The 16115-nt window shown below is 65.0% G+C and carries 14 protein-coding genes; 12 read left to right on the top strand and 2 right to left on the bottom strand.

The window, feature by feature from the left end:
• The gene (locus tag CAPP_RS06550) at nucleotides 1–921 is read left to right on the top strand and encodes a carbohydrate ABC transporter permease (RefSeq protein WP_076599382.1); all 921 of its coding nucleotides are present in this window, start codon (nucleotides 1–3) and stop codon (nucleotides 919–921) included.
• Between the two features lie 28 nt (nucleotides 922–949).
• Nucleotides 950–1621 carry a MusI family membrane protein gene (locus CAPP_RS06545; protein WP_076599383.1) on the top strand — a complete coding sequence of 224 codons (672 nt, stop codon included), beginning with the start codon at nucleotides 950–952 and terminating at the stop codon, nucleotides 1619–1621.
• A 162-nt stretch (nucleotides 1622–1783) separates the two neighbouring features.
• Here CAPP_RS06545 and CAPP_RS06540 read toward each other — a convergent pair whose 3' ends face one another.
• On the bottom strand, nucleotides 1784–2551 hold the full coding sequence (locus tag CAPP_RS06540) for a CBS domain-containing protein (RefSeq protein WP_084560598.1): 768 nt from the start codon (nucleotides 2549–2551) through the stop codon (nucleotides 1784–1786).
• Between the two features lie 16 nt (nucleotides 2552–2567).
• Nucleotides 2568–3467, bottom strand: a complete 900-nt coding sequence (ypfJ, locus tag CAPP_RS06535; protein ID WP_076599439.1) for a KPN_02809 family neutral zinc metallopeptidase — start codon at nucleotides 3465–3467, stop codon at nucleotides 2568–2570.
• Between the two features lie 133 nt (nucleotides 3468–3600).
• Between ypfJ and aspS the strand changes: the two genes are divergently transcribed.
• The 10 genes from aspS (at nucleotide 3601) to CAPP_RS06485 (ending at nucleotide 16042) form a co-directional block, all read left to right on the top strand.
• Nucleotides 3601–5439, top strand: a complete 1839-nt coding sequence (gene aspS / locus CAPP_RS06530) for an aspartate--tRNA ligase (RefSeq protein WP_076599440.1) — start codon at nucleotides 3601–3603, stop codon at nucleotides 5437–5439.
• A gap of 53 nt (nucleotides 5440–5492) precedes the next feature.
• Nucleotides 5493–6626: a protein kinase family protein gene (locus CAPP_RS06525; protein ID WP_076599385.1), complete on the top strand. Its 1134-nt coding sequence runs from the start codon at nucleotides 5493–5495 to the stop codon at nucleotides 6624–6626.
• The gene (locus CAPP_RS06520; protein WP_076599386.1) at nucleotides 6623–8023 is read left to right on the top strand and encodes a replication-associated recombination protein A; all 1401 of its coding nucleotides are present in this window, start codon (nucleotides 6623–6625) and stop codon (nucleotides 8021–8023) included. Before CAPP_RS06525 ends, CAPP_RS06520 begins: the two co-directional genes overlap by 4 nt.
• A gap of 115 nt (nucleotides 8024–8138) precedes the next feature.
• Entirely contained in the window at nucleotides 8139–10811 is a 2673-nt protein-coding gene (gene alaS, locus CAPP_RS06515) for an alanine--tRNA ligase (RefSeq protein WP_076599387.1), read from the top strand.
• A 126-nt stretch (nucleotides 10812–10937) separates the two neighbouring features.
• A complete protein-coding gene (gene ruvX / locus CAPP_RS06510) occupies nucleotides 10938–11492 on the top strand; it encodes a Holliday junction resolvase RuvX (RefSeq protein WP_076599388.1) in 555 nt (184 codons plus the stop codon).
• Nucleotides 11493–11494: 2 nt separating this feature from the next.
• A complete protein-coding gene (gene mltG / locus CAPP_RS06505) occupies nucleotides 11495–12649 on the top strand; it encodes an endolytic transglycosylase MltG (protein ID WP_076599389.1) in 1155 nt (384 codons plus the stop codon).
• Nucleotides 12650–12680: 31 nt separating this feature from the next.
• Nucleotides 12681–13559 carry a shikimate dehydrogenase gene (locus CAPP_RS06500; protein WP_084560599.1) on the top strand — a complete coding sequence of 293 codons (879 nt, stop codon included), beginning with the start codon at nucleotides 12681–12683 and terminating at the stop codon, nucleotides 13557–13559.
• A gap of 115 nt (nucleotides 13560–13674) precedes the next feature.
• A complete protein-coding gene (locus CAPP_RS06495; RefSeq protein ID WP_234958873.1) occupies nucleotides 13675–14139 on the top strand; it encodes a prepilin peptidase in 465 nt (154 codons plus the stop codon).
• Between the two features lie 12 nt (nucleotides 14140–14151).
• Nucleotides 14152–15372 (top strand): chorismate synthase, encoded by a 1221-nt coding sequence (gene aroC / locus CAPP_RS06490; RefSeq protein ID WP_076599390.1) that lies wholly within the window; start codon nucleotides 14152–14154, stop codon nucleotides 15370–15372.
• Entirely contained in the window at nucleotides 15365–16042 is a 678-nt protein-coding gene (locus CAPP_RS06485; RefSeq protein WP_084560600.1) for a shikimate kinase, read from the top strand. The genes aroC and CAPP_RS06485 overlap by 8 nt, the downstream gene beginning before the upstream one ends.
• The last annotated feature ends 73 nt before the right edge of the window (nucleotides 16043–16115 follow it).

Below are 16115 nucleotides of genomic sequence, written 5' to 3'. Positions count from 1 at the left end.
ATGACTACCAGTATTAAAGCGGCTGACACGGCGGCCCGGAACGTGCCGTCGACAAGCAAAAAGCAAAAGGCCGGGGACGAATCGACCGTGTCGGGCGGCTCCAAGGGCCTCATCTACGCGGTGCTGGTCTTCCTCACCGTCGTTTTCCTCGGTCCGATCGCGTTCATCCTGCTGAACTCGTTCAAGGACCGCTTCGCTATCTCCACGAACCCGTTCGCCCTGCCCACGGGTGAGCTGTGGGCCGGGCTGACCAACTATGTGACTGGGGTGCAAGGCGAAGGTTTCGGGTGGGCGATCGTCTGGTCCTTCGTGATCACGATCAGCTCCGTTGTCGCGGTCGTGTTCTTCTCTGCGATGACCGCGTACTACATCACGCGTGTGAAGACCTGGTGGACGAGCGCCCTCTACTACGCGTTCGTGTTCTCCATGGTCATCCCGTTCCAGATGGTCATGTTCCCGACTGTGGTCATCGCCGACCGCCTTGGTCTGGCGAACCCGCTGGGCATGGTCGTGCTCTATCTCGGGTTCGGATCCGGGCTGTCCGTGTTCATGTTCTCTGGCTTCATCAAGTCCATTCCGCTTGAGATCGAGGAAGCGGCGCATATTGACGGCTGCTCCCCGCTGACGACTTTCTTCCGCGTCGTCCTGCCCATGCTCAAGCCGACCGCGATCACCGTGGCGATCCTGAATGCGATGTGGATCTGGAACGACTACCTCCTGCCATACCTCGTGATTGGCCTGTCCACCCCGTACCGCACGATTCCGGTCGTGATCCAGCAGTTCATCGGCTCGCAAGGCGACCGCGACCTGGGCGCAATGATGGCCATGCTCGTGCTGGCGATCACCCCGATCATCATCTTCTACATCTCGGCGCAGAAGCACATTATCGAGGGCGTCGCCGCCGGTGCGGTGAAGGGCTAACGGTTAGGGGTTAGACCTCAGAACAGATATGCAGTTTTTCCACCCCGACTCGAAGTTCATGGCGGCGTTCACGCTGCTCGCAGACATCGTGATCCTGAACATGCTGCTGGTGGTGACCTCCCTGCCGGTGGTCACCGGCGGCGCCGCCTGGCGCGCCGCCAATGTCGTGGTGGGGGAGATGGCGCAGGGTCGCGGCTCCCGCTACGCCTTGATGTTCATCCGCCAACTCACGGTGCGGTGGAGAGCTGCTTCCATCTATTGGGCGTTGTTGTTGGCTGCGGTCGCGCTGCTAACCTACCAGCAGTTCGTCGTCTTCCAGGCAGGGGTGGATGGCTTCGCACTCACCCTCATTCAAGCGCTCGCCTTGGCCGGGGCGTTCATTATCGCCGGGATCAGCGTGTGGTTCTTCGCGCTGGCGTCGGTCGGATCTGTTGAATCGGGTGCCCCCGGTTCTGCGGGCAATAGGAATTCAGCGGCACTCAGCTTCAAACACCTCGCGGCGTTGTCGATCCAGCACACATTCCGGTTCCTCGGCCGCACGCTGATCGCGGTCGCGGTGGTGGCCGGGGCGGTGTGGGTCGTCGTCACACTGCCGGTCGCTTTCTCTGTGCCGCTGGTGTTCTTCTTCGTGCCCGCGGTGGCGCTGTACCTCGTGCGGCTCGTGCTGGCGGCGCCGCTGGGGCAGGAGCTAGGGGACTGAGGTCCAGGTTTCTGGTGGGGGTCGGCTCAGCCGGTGAATCTGTTTACATTGCCCATATGTTGGGAAGTTTATAAGTACTGGACCGCGCGTTTCGGTGTTTGGCGGCGCGCGGCCGAAATGTAAACAGATTCACCAGAGCTTAGGCCGGCGAGTATCGGCGAGCTACACCGCGTCGAAGAGCGCGGGCAGATTCGAGGGGGTGATCACGCGCAAGGGATGCTGGTTGTCGTGGCCGTGCTCGGTGATGATCGCGAGGCGGGGCAGGACCTGCTTCCGCTGGGGTGCGGTGAGCGCGGCGATGACCTCGGTGGCCGTGGCGGTCCGGGGCAGGAATACTGCCTTATCTTTGCGCTCGTTGAAGCCGAGCACGTGCTCGATGCTTGAGTTGGTGATGGAGTCGTCGTCGCTGAGTTCATCGGCGAGCCAGCGGGCGATGGTGTTGGTCGTGAGGACGCCGATGCATTGCTTGCCGTCGTAGATGGGGAACTGGGAGATGCCGGTGTCGCGGATCGCGTCGAGAGCTTCGTGGACGTCCTCGTCGGGCGCGAACGTGATCACGTCCTGGTGGCCGATGACATCGATTGCCAGCGCGGGGTTGAGGAGCTGGTCGCGGATAGCTTCGATGTCCGCGACGGTCTCCGGCAAGGGCTCGGCGATCGGGCGGTAATCCTGGTATTCGCCGTGGCTGATGGCGTTGCGCAGGCTGGCGAATTCCTTGAGGTCGTTCGCTTGGGCGGTAGTGATGATGTGCTGTTTCTCCGCTTTGGAGACCATCCAGTTGAAGCTGTCGGTCTTCTTTGCGTCCAAGGCGGAGCGCAGGAAGCCCTCGATCTCGTTGAAGGCGGCGAGGAACGGCACGGCGCGGTTCCGCGGCCTGGTTTCCTGACCGCGTTCCGTGCCGGGGCCATCCTGGTTAGCGCTGTTTGCCATCACTCGAATCGAGGGTTTAACCCTTGTAGACGCCGCGGTTGAGGGTGTCGCACTTGGCCATGGAGCCCTCGTTATAACCGGTGAGGAATGCCTGCTGGCGCTGCTCGGAGGAACCGTGGGTCCAGGCATCCGGGTTGATGTCGCGGCCGGACTGTTCCTGGATGTGATCGTCGCCGATGGCGCGGGAGGTTTCGATGGCTTCCTTGAGCTGGTCTTCGGTGATGGGCTCGAGAAGCGCGTCATCGCCCTTGTCGGCGCGGGAGGCCCAGATGCCGGCGTAGCAGTCGGCCTGCAGCTCGATGGCGACGGCGGCGGAATCCTCGCCCGGATCGTTGTAGTCGCTCAAACCGAGGGTGTCCTCGAGATTCTGGATGTGGTGGCCCCACTCGTGGGCGACCACGTACATCTGAGACAGGGAACCGGAGCTTCCGCCGAGCTGCTCGAGCTGGTCGAAGAAGCTGGTGTCCAGGTAGATGTGCTGGTCGCGCGGGCAGTAGAACGGGCCCGTGCTGGAGGAGGCGTTGCCGCATCCGGTCTGGACGCTGTTCTGGAACAGGCGCAGGCCCGGCTCGCCGTATTCGATGCCGGCCTGCTCCGGGAGGACGGAGGGCCACACGGCGTTCAGCGAGTCCGCCATGGCTGCGGCGCGGCAGTCCGCGTACTCGTTCACGGCGCCTTCGGTGCTGCAGTGCTCGAGGTTGTTTTCGCCCTGCCGCTGGGCCTGCTGGCCGGGCTCGGCCGGGCCGCCGCCCATTCCGCCGCCCCTGCTGAGCAGTAGGTAGAGGACGAGCAGGACGACTGTGCCCAGTCCGCCACCGCCGAGCATGATCGGCATGCCGCCGCCTCTGCCGCCGCTGGGGCCTCGACTTGTACTGACTCCGCGCCCCGAGGGCGTCACACCGCTCTTAAAGGTCATGGGCCAAATCATGCCATAACTACGGGAGCTTTCGGCGGTGGGAACCTTCATCGGAGATGATCCGGGGCCATTCGGTAGACTCACGTGAGTTGAGCAATAGTTACACGACACGTGGAAGGACGTGGAGGACACCGTGCTGCGCACTCACCTTGCAGGGGATCTCCGTAAAGAAATGGACGGCCAGACTGTCACGCTGACCGGTTGGGTCGGCCGCCGCCGCGACCACGGCGGTGTCATCTTCATCGACCTGCGCGACCGCTCCGGTTACGCCCAGGTCGTCTTCCGTGAATCCGATGTGGCGGAAGCCGCCCACGACCTGCGCAGCGAGTACTGCGTGAAGGTCACCGGTGTCGTGGAGCCGCGCCCGGAGGGCTCGGCCAACCCGAACTTGGCGTCCGGCGAGATCGAGGTCAACGCGACCGAGCTCGAGGTGCTGTCCACGTCTGCGCCGCTGCCGTTCCAGGTGGAGGATTTCTCTTCCAGCGAGGTGGGAGAGGAGACTCGCCTGCGCTACCGCTACCTCGACCTGCGCCGTGAGCGCCAGGCCGAAGCGCTGCGTCTGCGCTCGAAGGCCAACAAGGCTGCCCGCGACGTGCTGAACAAGCACGAGTTCGTTGAGATCGAGACGCCGACGCTGACGCGTTCCACCCCGGAGGGCGCCCGTGATTTCCTAGTGCCGGCGCGCCTGCGCCCGGGCACCTGGTATGCGCTGCCGCAGTCCCCGCAGCTGTTCAAGCAGCTGCTCATGGTCTCCGGCATGGAGCGTTACTACCAGATCGCCCGCTGCTACCGCGACGAGGACTTCCGCGCCGACCGCCAGCCGGAGTTCACCCAGTTGGATATCGAGGCCAGCTTCGTCGACCAGGACGACATCATTGAGCTCGCCGAGGAGATCCTGGTGGAGCTGTGGAAGCTGATCGGCTACGACATCACCACGCCGATTCCGCGCATGACCTACAAGGATGCGATGGAGAAGTACGGCTCGGATAAGCCCGACCTGCGCTTCGACATCCAGCTGGTGGAGTGCACGGAGTTCTTCAAGGACACTCCGTTCCGCGTTTTCCAGAACGAATATGTCGGCGCCGTCGTCATGGAGGGCGGCGCCTCCCAGCCGCGCCGCCAGCTCGACGCATGGCAGGACTGGGCGAAGCAGCGCGGCGCCAAGGGCCTGGCATACATTCTCGTCCAGGAGGACGGCGAGCTCACCGGTCCGGTGGCCAAGAACATCACCGACGAGGAGAAGGCGGGCATCGCTGACCACGTTGGCGCGAAGCCGGGCGACTGCATCTTCTTCGCCGCGGGCGACACGAAGTCCTCGCGAGCGCTGCTGGGCGCGGCCCGCGGCGAAATCGCGGACAAGCTCGGCCTGATCAAGGACGGCGATTGGGCGTTCACGTGGGTCGTCGACGCGCCGCTGTTCGAGCCGGCTGCCGACGCCACCGCGTCCGGCGATGTCGCTCTCGGCCACTCCCAGTGGACGGCCGTCCACCACGCTTTCACGTCGCCGAAGCCGGAGTACCTGGACACCTTCGACAAGGAGCCGGGCGAGGCGCTCGCCTACGCCTACGACATCGTCTGCAACGGCAACGAGATTGGCGGCGGCTCGATCCGTATCCACAACCAGGATGTGCAGAAGCGCGTCTTCGATGTCATGGGCATCAACGACGAAGAGGCCCAGGAGAAGTTCGGCTTCCTGCTCGACGCATTCTCTTACGGCGCCCCGCCGCACGGCGGCATCGCTTTCGGTTGGGACCGCATTGTGTCCCTGCTGGGCGGTTTCGATTCCATCCGCGACGTCATCGCGTTCCCGAAGTCGGGCGGCGGCGTCGATCCGCTCACCGACGCCCCGGGCACCATTCCGGCCGCCCAGCGCAAGGAGACCGGCGTGGACTTCAAGCCGGAGAAGAAGGACGCAGACGGCACGGCTGAAGCCGGCGAGAAGGCCGGCGCCGAAACCGGAGCCGACAAGTAAAAGGACGAGGTTGGAGTGCGGGAACCTGACGTTTCCGCACCGGCGGACTCACCATGCTGGATAGCCAAGAAATCATCGCCACGGCCGTAGCGGTGTTGAACCACCGCTACGGCGGGCAGCAGCAGCTCACCGACCCCGAGGAGCTGAGCGGCACCGGTGCCACGACGGTGCTGCGTTTGCGTGTGGCGAATAACCCGGTGTTCCCGCACCGGTCGGTCGTAGTGAAATACTCGCCGGAGTCGAACGATGAGGTGGACGACGCAGCTTTCTTGAGGGAAGTGGTGGCGTACCAATTCACAACGTCGTTAAGCGAAGATGTGCGTCCTGGTCCCGTGCTGCTAGGCTACGACATCGAGCGGCGCGTCCTGATCTTGTCGGATGCGGGCAACGCCGAGACGTTCGCCGACTTATTGGAGCAGTCTGACGACGAGGCACGCGTGCGGCTGCTGCGGAATCTGGGCACGTCGCTGGGAAAAATGCACGCCGGCACGGCGGGCGCGGAGACGAGCTTCAATATCCTGCTCGCGCGCATGGTGCGCTCGATCGAAGGCGCGCGGGAGATCCAGATTCAACGCGAAGCGATGCTGGAGAACCGCATCCAGGAAGGCCTGGACATCGTGCGCGAGATGGGGGTCGCCGTTCCCGCGGATGTCGCGGCTGTCGCGGAGACAGTCCAGGCGCGAATGCTGCACGGTGGGTCGCGCGCGTTCACGCCCTTCGACCTGTCGCCGGACAACATCATTTTCGCTGAACGCGCCCAGTTCCTCGACTACGAGTGGGCGGGCTTCCGCGATGTCATCGCCGATATCGCAGGGGTGATCGCCGGATTCCCGCAGTATATTTCGGCGCGCCCGATCAGCGAAGACGAGACGAAGGTCTTCGTCGACGCGTGGGTGGCAGAGGTCGGCGGCGTGTGGCCGTCGGTGCTCAACCACGACACTTTGCAGGCGAGGATCACTGCGGCTTTGGTCGGCTGGGCGTTCTTCAGTGCGTCGCTGCTCGAATACACCCGCGTTGCCGACGACGGGGTGACCGAGTCCGCGGAAGAAGAGGCGGAGGCGCGGTCGATCCGCCGTGATGTGGCCGGCACCTTCGACGCTTTGGCCCGCTACGCCCAGAGCGGCACAGAACCGACGTACGCCGTGATGGCGACGTTCGCGCGCGAGGTCTCGGAGCGGCTGGCATGACGCAGGGCGGCCTGTTCTCGGATCCCGGTGGGGGACGCTCATCCCAGTCGGGGTCGAGCGCCAGCGGGGCGAGCCGCGGCACCGCGTTCTTCGATGCAGGTTCAGCCGCACCCCTCGCGGCGCGGATGCGGCCGCGCACGCTCGACGAGCTCGTGGGCCAAGAGCATTTACTTGGTCCCGGCCGCCCACTGCGCCGGCTCGTGGAGGGCTCCGGCGAAGCGTCGGTGATTCTCTACGGCCCGCCGGGCACAGGCAAGACGACGATCGCGTCGCTCATCGCGGGGGCGATGGGCCAGAATTTCGTCGGGCTCTCCGCGCTGTCGTCGGGCGTGAAACAGGTCCGCGACGTCCTCGAGGGCGCGAAGCAGGACCTCGTTCGCGGGCAGCGCACGGTGCTGTTCATCGACGAGGTGCACCGCTTCTCCAAAACACAGCAGGATGCGCTGCTCGCGGCCGTGGAGAACCGCACGGTCCTGCTCGTCGCGGCCACCACGGAGAATCCGTCGTTCAGCGTGGTCGCGCCGTTGCTGTCGCGCTCGCTTTTGCTGAAGCTCGAATCGCTCGACGACGACGGCATCCGCACCGTCATCGACCGCGCAGTTGCCGATGAACGCGGACTCAACGGCGCGGTGACGCTTGACGACGACGCGCGCGAGCAGCTCGTCCTGCTGGCAGGCGGCGATGCGCGCCGCGCGTTGACCTACCTCGAGGCGGCCGCAGAAGGTGCGTCGCATGAGTCGGCTGACGAGCAAGAGGGCGAAGACACGATCACCCTCGAGGTCGTGCGAAACAGCGTCGACCGGGCGGTGGTGCGCTATGACCGCGACGGCGACCAGCACTACGACATCACTAGCGCGTTCATCAAGTCGATCCGCGGCTCCGATGTGGACGCCGCGCTGCATTACCTCGCGCTGATGATCGAGGCGGGGGAGGACCCGCGGTTCATCGCGCGCCGCCTAGTCATCCTCGCCTCCGAGGACATTGGGATGGCGGACCCGACAGCATTGCAGGTCACCAGCGCCGCGGCGAATGCGGTCCAGTTCATCGGTATGCCGGAGGGGCGCCTGCCGCTCGCGCAGGCGGCGATCCACCTCGCCACCGCGCCCAAGTCGCCGTCGGTGATCAAAGCGATCGACGCAGCGCTTGCCGACGTCCGCGCAGGCCGCACCGGCGCCGTCCCGCCGCACCTGCGCGACGGGCACTACGAGGGGGCGAAAAAGATCGGCCACGCCGTGGGCTACATCTACCCGCACGACGATCCGCGCGGCGTGGTGGAGCAGCGCTATATACCGGAAGGGCTCGACGAGGCCCGTTACTACCAGCCCACCGACCACGGGGCGGAAAAGCGCATCCAGTCGTATGCGGAGCGGCTGAGGGAAATGGTGCGGGGAGATTAGGCGTCGATAAGCGTTCTGCCCCTGAGCTGGTGGCCGTGAGAACGCGTAGCGCGGGTAAGGTGTAACGACGAGAAACGCACTGTCAATGCTTCACTAACGCTTTAAGGATTCTTCTGTGCAGACCCATGAGATCCGCGACCGGTTCACCTCGCACTTCGTCGACGCTGGCCACCAGCCCGTGCCCAGCGCTTCGCTGATTCTCGACGACCCAACCCTGCTGTTCGTCAACGCGGGCATGGTTCCCTTCAAGCCGTATTTCTTGGGGCAGCAGAACCCGCCGTTCGAAAGCGGCAAAGCCACCTCGATCCAGAAATGCGTGCGCACGCTGGACATCGAGGAAGTGGGCATTACCACCCGACACAACACGTTCTTCCAGATGGCCGGCAACTTCTCCTTCGGCCAGTACTTCAAGGAAGGCGCCATCACCCTCGCCTGGGAGCTGTTGACCAAGTCCCAGGCGGACGGTGGATTCGGGCTCGACCCGGAGCGGCTCTGGGTGACCGTGTACACCGACGACGACGAGGCTGCCGAGATCTGGCGCGAGAAGGTCGGCGTCGCGGACGACCGCATCCAGCGCATGGGCATGGAGGACAACTTCTGGTCCATGGGCATCCCCGGCCCGTGCGGCCCGTGCTCTGAGATCTATTACGACCGCGGCCCGGAGTATGGTGCCGACGGTGGACCGATCGCCGACGACAACCGCTACATGGAGATCTGGAACCTCGTGTTCATGGAGTCCATCCGCGGCGAGGGCGACAAGAAAGGCAATTTCGACATCGTCGGCGAACTACCCAAGAAGAACATCGATACCGGCCTGGGCATCGAGCGTCTCGCCTGCCTGCTGCAGGGCGTGGACAACGTCTACGAGACCGACCTGCTCGCGCCGGTCATCCAGGCGGCGGAAGAGCTGACCGGCACGAAGTACGCCGCCGGCAACCAGGAAGACGACGTGCGTTTCCGCGTCATCGCCGACCACTCCCGCACCGCCATGATGATCATTCTCGACGGTGTGACCCCGTCGAATGAAGGCCGCGGCTACATCCTGCGCCGCCTCATGCGCCGCATCGTGCGCTCCGCCCGCCTGCTGGGCGCCACCGGCAACACGCTGGAGACGTTCATGAACACCATCATGGACACGATGACCCCGTCCTTCCCGGAGATCGCCGACAACCGTGAGCGCATCCTGCGCGTCTCGCTCGCCGAGGAGAAGGCGTTCCTGAAGACCCTCGAATCCGGCACCACTCGTTTCGACGAGACGGCCGCTGCGCTCAAGTCCTCCGGCCAGAAGACTGTCCCGGGCGACAAGGCGTTCGAGCTGCACGACACTTACGGCTTCCCGATCGACCTGACCCTCGAAATGGCGGCAGAGGCCGGCCTCGATGTCGACATGGACGCGTTCCACGCCGCGATGGACGAACAGCGCCAGCGCGCCAAGGCCGACAACAAGGCCAAAAAGCACGGCAATGTCGATGAGTCGTTGTACCGCGAGTGGATCGACGGACACCCGACCGAATTCGTCGGCTTCACCGAACTCGAGCACGAAGGCAAGGTGCTCGGCCTGGTCCGCGGCGGCGAGAAGGTCGGCGAGGCCGCCCAGGGCGACGAGGTCGAGGTCATTCTCGACGTGACACCGATGTACGCCGAGGGCGGCGGACAGCTCGCCGACCGCGGTCGCATTGTCGTCGGCGACACCATCTTGGACGTTCACGACGTGCAGAAGGTGGGCAACAAGAAACTCTGGGTGCACAAGGCGACTGTGGCCAACGGCGGCCTCGACGTCGGCCAAACCGTGCGCGCGGAGGTCGACCCGACGTGGCGCCACGGCGCCCGCCAAGCCCACACCGCGACCCACCTGATCCACGCGGCGCTGCGCGAGGTGCTCGGCCCGACAGCCGTCCAGGCCGGCTCGATGAATAAGCCGGGCTACCTGCGCTTCGACTTCAACTACACCGACCAGTTGACCGCGGCGCAGCTGGAGGAGATCGCCACGATCACCAACCAGGCAGTCGACGCGGACTTTTCAGTGAACACCTTTGAGACCTCCCTGGATGAGGCTAAGGCGATGGGCGCGATGGCTCTCTTCGGCGAGAACTATGGCGACGAAGTGCGCGTCGTGGAGATCGGCGGACCGTTCTCCATCGAGCTGTGCGGCGGCACGCATGTTGACCACTCCTCGCAGATTGGCCCGGTGGCCGTGCTGGGCGAGTCCTCCGTCGGCTCCGGCGCACGCCGCATCGAGGCCTACTCGGGCCTGGATTCGTTCGCGTACTTCTCGAAGGAAGCCGCCATCGCCAATGCCCTGGCGGGCGAGATGAAAGCCCCGACCGAGGATCTGCCCGAGCGTATCGCCCAGCTCACCGAGCGCCTCCGTGCCGCGGAGAAGGAAATCGAGAACCTACGTAAGAACGAGCTGGCCAACAAGACCGGCGAGCTGGTGAACAAGGCCGAAGAAGTCGGGAAATTCCGCTACCTCGCAGTCAAGCTGCCCGACGGTACCAACGGCGGCGACATGCGTACCATCGCCACGGACCTGCGCGGACGCTTCGGCGACTCCGCCGCGGTGATCGTGCTGGCTGCGGGTGACGGCGGAAAGGTGCCGTTCGCGGTCGCAGCGACCAAGGCAGCGGTCGATCAAGGCGTCAAGGCCGGTGAATTCGTGGGGCTGTTCGGTCAGTGCGTCGGCGGCAGGGGCGGCGGCAAACCGGACCTGGCCCAGGGCTCCGGGTCGGATGCCGCGGGCATCGAGGCGGGCTTCGCGGCCCTTCGGGACCGTATCGAGCAGATATAGGATAGGGTTCAGGAAGGTCACGAATTGATTACGTGACACACCCAGTCCGTGGTTCACGTCCGTGCCAAGTGGCACTACCGTGGAAACGACGGCGCGTCCAGCATGAGAAAAGGTACTCAGACCACGATGAAAATCCATCCGGATACGCCCGGGGTCGACGACCCGGGAAGCGGCCGCCGCATCGGTCTCGATGTGGGCACCGTCCGGATCGGTGTCGCTTCTTCGGACCGTGACGCGCGTCTTGCCACCCCGGTGGAGACGGTCAAACGCGTCACCGGTTTCAAGGACCGCGACGGGGCGGATATCGAGCGTCTGCTGGACATCATCGACGAATACGACGCCGTTGAAGTCGTCGTGGGGTTTCCGCGCGATTTGCAAGGAAATGGTTCGGCCAGCGTGAAGCACGCCAAGGAAATCGGGTTCCGGATCTCCCGCCGCAGCGATGTTCCGGTCCGGTACGCCGACGAGCGTCTCACTACTGTTGAAGCCACACACGCGTTGCGGGCTTCCGGTGTGAGTGAGAAAGCTGGACGCTCTGTCATTGACCAGGCCGCGGCAGTGGCCATCCTCCAGTCCTGGCTGGACGGACGTAACAACTACCGCGACATGGGCGCGCCGGAGCAGACCACTACGTCTGCTGAGAACGGTGCGGGCACGTCGCCAGAACCCAAGGAGACCTGAACGTGAGCTCAGCAACTATGTCTCGAGGGCGCACCCGCGGCGTCGCGGTGTTGGTCGCGTCGATCCTGTTGATCATCGGCGCTGTCGTCTACATTGCTTTCGCCCGCTCGAACTCTTCCGGCGGCGATTTCAATGGCGCCGGCAACGGTGTGGAGCAGGTCATCGAGATCCCCGAAGGAGCATCGCTCACTGCGATGGGGCCGGCGCTGACGGAAAAAGGCATTGTCCGTTCCGACAAGGCGTTCCAGAATGCCGCGATGACGAACCCGGACGCGGACAATATCCAACCGGGCTTCTACCGTCTGCAAGAGAAGATGAGCGCCAAGGAAGCAGTCGCCGCTTTGCTCGACCCCGCGAACAAGATCGACATGCTCAAGATTCCGGGCGGCTTGACGCTGATGGACGTCAAGGTCGTCGGCGGTGACACCCGCTTCGGCATCTACAGCAATATCTCGAGCGTCTCGTGCGGCTCCGACGGCGAGAACAAGGGCTGCGTGAAGGTGCAAGAGCTTCACGATGTGGCAGCGAATGCCGATCCCGCCAGCCTCGGCGTGCCGGAATGGGCCCTCGAGCGGGTCAACGAGCACAAGGGCGATCCGAAGCGTCTGGAGGGCCTGATCGCCCCGGGCGAGTACATCGTCGACCCGAGCGCTGACGCGCAGATGATCCTGACCGATCTGATCACCCGGTCGGCGGATAAGTACAACAGCACCGATATCGTCGGCCGCGCGCAGGCCGTGGGCTTGAGCCCGTACGATTTGCTTACCGCAGCCTCCCTGGTTGAGCGCGAGGCACCGGAAGGCGAGTTCGACAAGGTCGCCCGCGTGATCCTCAACCGCCTCAAGGAGCCGATGCGCCTGGAGTTCGACTCCACGGTCAACTACGGCCTCGAGTCCGTCGAGCTGGCCACCGGCGACTCGGACCGCGAGAAGGTCACGCCGTGGAACACCTACGCCATGGACGGCCTGCCGAAGACCCCGATCGCATCCCCGTCCGAGGAAGCCATCCAGGCGATGGAGCACCCGGCGGAGGGTGAATGGCTGTTCTTCGTCACCGTCGACGACAAGGGCACCACCGTGTTCAGCAACACCTTCGAGGAGCACCAGGCCAATGTCCAGCGCGCCTACGACTCCGGCATCCTCGACTCCCAGCGCTAAAGCTCGCGCACAGCGGTAGAAATACGGTCATATGAGCACAGCGATCCCCGGAGGCAGCGGTAAAGCGGCCGTTCTCGGCAGCCCGGTCGACCACTCCCTGTCGCCGGTGCTGCACGGCGCCGGCTACGAAGCGGCCGGATTGAAGGGCTGGACCTACGAGCGGATCGAGTGCGACGCGGAGCAGCTTCCCGGCATCGTCGGCGGTGCGGGGGAGGAGTACCGCGGGTTCTCGGTCACCATGCCGGGCAAATTCGCCGCGCTTGAACTCGCCGACCACGTCTCGGAACGGGCGCGAGCCATCGGTTCCGCGAACACGCTGGTCCGCACGGACAGTGGCTGGCACGCCGACAACACCGACTGCGAAGGGATCGCGGGAGCGCTGGACGAGCTCGTCGGCAAGCGAACTGCGATCGGCCATGCACTCGTGATCGGCGGCGGCGGTACCGCGCGTCCCGCACTGTGGTCGCTGGCGGAACGCGGCGCGGAGAAGATCACGGTACTCAACCGTTCCGACCGTTCGGCGGAGCTGCTCCCGCTCCTCAGCGGAGTGGAGTCGGACTTCGTGGACTTTGAGCGCGACCTCGAACCGCTGGCAATGAGCGTGGACCTCATCATCTCCACTGTGCCGTCCGCCGCGCTGAAGGGTCGCGATAAAGAACTCGGGCACGCTCCGCTTTTCGACGTCATCTACAACCCTTGGCCGACTCCGCTGGCGACGCGGGCTGCCTCGAACGGGCACCTGACCGTCGGCGGCCTGGTGATGCTGGCCTGCCAGTCCTACTCCCAGTTCGAGCAGTTCACCGGGGTTGCTGCCCCGCGCGAAGAGATGCGCGAGGCTCTCTTCCGCCACGTTGGATGGGTCGCGACCACCGGCGTCACGCGCAAGAACCGCTCGAGCGAGCAACGTTAGTTCCCTCTGCAGCCCGAGTGCCTCTTCGTCCCGCTAGGGGGGCAGTGAGCGCTGCTCACTACAGTGCGCACTTTTATCGTGCGCGGGGTAGGGCGGCTGGCATACCGTGATCGGCATGGGGGAACTAGAGACAACTATTGCAGCTCCGGGGGCGGATAGAACGGCGATCGCGCTGGCTGCAATGCTGTGTGCGTGCGCCGCGGTGTGGACAATGGCGCTCGCGGCCATTGACGGGGAAGAACGGCGACTGCCGAATGAGCTGACCCTTCCGGCGGCGGCAATGGCTGTGGCGGCGTGCTTCATCGCGCCGGCGGGCTGGATCGGGATGATCTGGCCGGCGGCCTACCTCGTCGCCGGGCGGGGAATCGGTGGGGGAGACGTGAAGCTGGCGGTGCCCCTGGGGGTAGCGCTCGCGCTGCTCGGCGGAGCCGGTGCGGTACTGACAGGAATACTGCTGGCCAGCCTGTTCACGGTGGTCTTCCTGGTGCGGACAAGGCGGAATACCGCTGCCCATGGGCCATCAATGCTCGCGGCTGCATGGATCGTGGGGTTTGCTAGCACTTTCCTGTGGCAGGTATGAGACAATGCCTCCATGCTTCGTTGGACTACCGCAGGTGAATCCCACGGTCAGGCGCTTGTCGCCCTGGTCGAGAATATGCCGGCTGGGGTCACTGTCTCCGTTGAAGAGATCGGCCACCAGCTCGCACGCCGCCGTCTCGGCTACGGCCGGGGCGCGCGCATGAAATTCGAGCAGGACGAACTGACGCTGCTCTCCGGCGTGGTGCACGGCAAGACCATAGGCAGCCCGATCGCGATCATGATCGGCAACACCGAGTGGCCGAAGTGGACGACGATCATGTCGCCGGACGCTCTCGACTACGACGATCCCGAGGTCGCCAAAGCGATGAATTCAGGTCGCGGTGCGGCGTTGACGCGCCCGCGCCCGGGCCACGCGGATTTCTCCGGCATGGTCAAGTACGGCTTCGACGCGGCTCGTCCGGTGCTGGAGCGGTCGTCGGCGCGCGAAACCGCCTCCCGCGTGGCGGCTGCGACGCTCGCGCGTTCCTTCCTTCGCGAGGTCCTCGGCGTGGAGGTGTACTCGCACGTCATCTCCATCGGCGCGTCCGATCCCTACGACGGCCCCTCGCCGCAGTTCAGCGATATCGACGCGATCGACGAATCGCCGGTGCGCGCCTACGGCAAGGATGCCGAAGGGTCGATGATCTCCGAGATCGAAGCCGCCAAGAAGCAAGGTGACACTCTCGGCGGCATCGTCGAGGTCATTGTCGAGGGGTTGCCGATCGGTCTTGGCTCCCATGTGTCAGGCGAGACCCGCCTCGACGCGCAGCTCGCCGCGGCCCTCATGAGCATCCAGGCGATCAAGGGCGTCGAGGTCGGCGACGGTTTCGAGGAAGCGCGCCGCCGCGGCTCCGAAGCCCACGACGAAATCCTCCGCGACGAAAGCGGTGTCCACCGCGCCACCAACCGCGCGGGTGGCCTCGAGGGCGGTATGACTAACGGCGAACAACTGCGCGTGCGCGCGGCGATGAAGCCGATCTCCACCGTCCCGCGTGCGCTGCAAACCCTCGACATGGCCACCGGCGAGAAGGCCACCGCCATCCACCAACGGTCCGACGTCTGCGCAGTGCCCGCCGCCGGCGTGGTTGCCGAGGCCATGGTGGCGCTCGTGCTGGCGCGCGCGACGCTGGAGAAATTCGGCGGCGACAGCGTCGAGGAAACGAAACGAAATGTCGAAGCGTATAAGCAGTACGTGTCTGAGCGTCTCGCATTCGGAGGAAATGACAATGACTAACCCTGTTGCCAAGCCGCAGCGCTCAGCGCGTTTTCCGGCTACGTCCGGCACCCCGGGCCCGGGCGAGCACCAGCACGGCCAGGTCCTGCCCGGCGCCGGCGAACCCGTCGGTGCCCACGGTGATGCGGCGGCATTCGGCGCGCCGGACGAGCCCGTGGTGCACGGTTCGCCGCGCGTTGTGCTCGTTGGCCCGCCGGGTGCAGGAAAATCCACCATCGGTCGCCGCCTCGCCCGTGCGATGAACCTTCCACTGGTGGACTCCGACGAGCTGATCGCCAAGGGCGAAGGCAAGCCCACCGGCGAGGTCTTCATCGAGCTCGGCGAGGAGCGCTTCCGTGAAGTCGAGACCGAGTACGTCGCGCGTTCGCTGGCATCTGGCGGCGTGGTCAGCCTCGGCGGCGGGGCAGTGCTGACTGAATCGACCCGCAAGCTGCTCCAGGCCCACAATGTCGTCTGGATCGACGTGTCTGTCGAAGAAGGCGTGCGCCGCACTTCGGGCAATAACTCCCGTCCGGTGCTGATGTCCGACGACCCGGAAGCGCACTACCGCGCCCTGTTGGAATCCCGCGAGCCGTACTACCGAGAGGTCGCCATGCACCGCGTCCGCACCGATTCGCGTCCGCCGCAGCGTCTCGTCGCAGAAATCCTCGCGCTCATCGATTCGCGCTAGAAGACACACGCACAACCCCAGCGCGGACACGCCGAACATCAGCGGGGGAGGCAGACCCCGCACAACTTCAAGG

The organism is Corynebacterium appendicis CIP 107643 (assembly GCF_030408415.1).
GTDB lineage: Bacteria > Actinomycetota > Actinomycetes > Mycobacteriales > Mycobacteriaceae > Corynebacterium > Corynebacterium appendicis.
Note: the sequence above shows the minus strand (reverse complement) of the source record. Positions and strands in the feature narration are given on the sequence as shown.

Coding starts and splice junctions, on each gene's coding strand:
- CAPP_RS06485 (WP_084560600.1), top strand. CDS start 15,365: ATGACTAACCCTGTTGCCAAGCCGCAGCGCTCAGCGCGTTTTCCGGCT.
- CAPP_RS06525 (WP_076599385.1), top strand. CDS start 5,493: ATGCTGGATAGCCAAGAAATCATCGCCACGGCCGTAGCGGTGTTGAAC.
- CAPP_RS06500 (WP_084560599.1), top strand. CDS start 12,681: ATGAGCACAGCGATCCCCGGAGGCAGCGGTAAAGCGGCCGTTCTCGGC.
- CAPP_RS06540 (WP_084560598.1), bottom strand. CDS start 2,551: ATGGCAAACAGCGCTAACCAGGATGGCCCCGGCACGGAACGCGGTCAG.
- ypfJ (WP_076599439.1), bottom strand. CDS start 3,467: ATGACCTTTAAGAGCGGTGTGACGCCCTCGGGGCGCGGAGTCAGTACA.
- ruvX (WP_076599388.1), top strand. CDS start 10,938: ATGAAAATCCATCCGGATACGCCCGGGGTCGACGACCCGGGAAGCGGC.
- CAPP_RS06520 (WP_076599386.1), top strand. CDS start 6,623: ATGACGCAGGGCGGCCTGTTCTCGGATCCCGGTGGGGGACGCTCATCC.
- CAPP_RS06545 (WP_076599383.1), top strand. CDS start 950: ATGCAGTTTTTCCACCCCGACTCGAAGTTCATGGCGGCGTTCACGCTG.
- CAPP_RS06550 (WP_076599382.1), top strand. CDS start 1: ATGACTACCAGTATTAAAGCGGCTGACACGGCGGCCCGGAACGTGCCG.
- aroC (WP_076599390.1), top strand. CDS start 14,152: ATGCTTCGTTGGACTACCGCAGGTGAATCCCACGGTCAGGCGCTTGTC.
- CAPP_RS06495 (WP_234958873.1), top strand. CDS start 13,675: ATGGGGGAACTAGAGACAACTATTGCAGCTCCGGGGGCGGATAGAACG.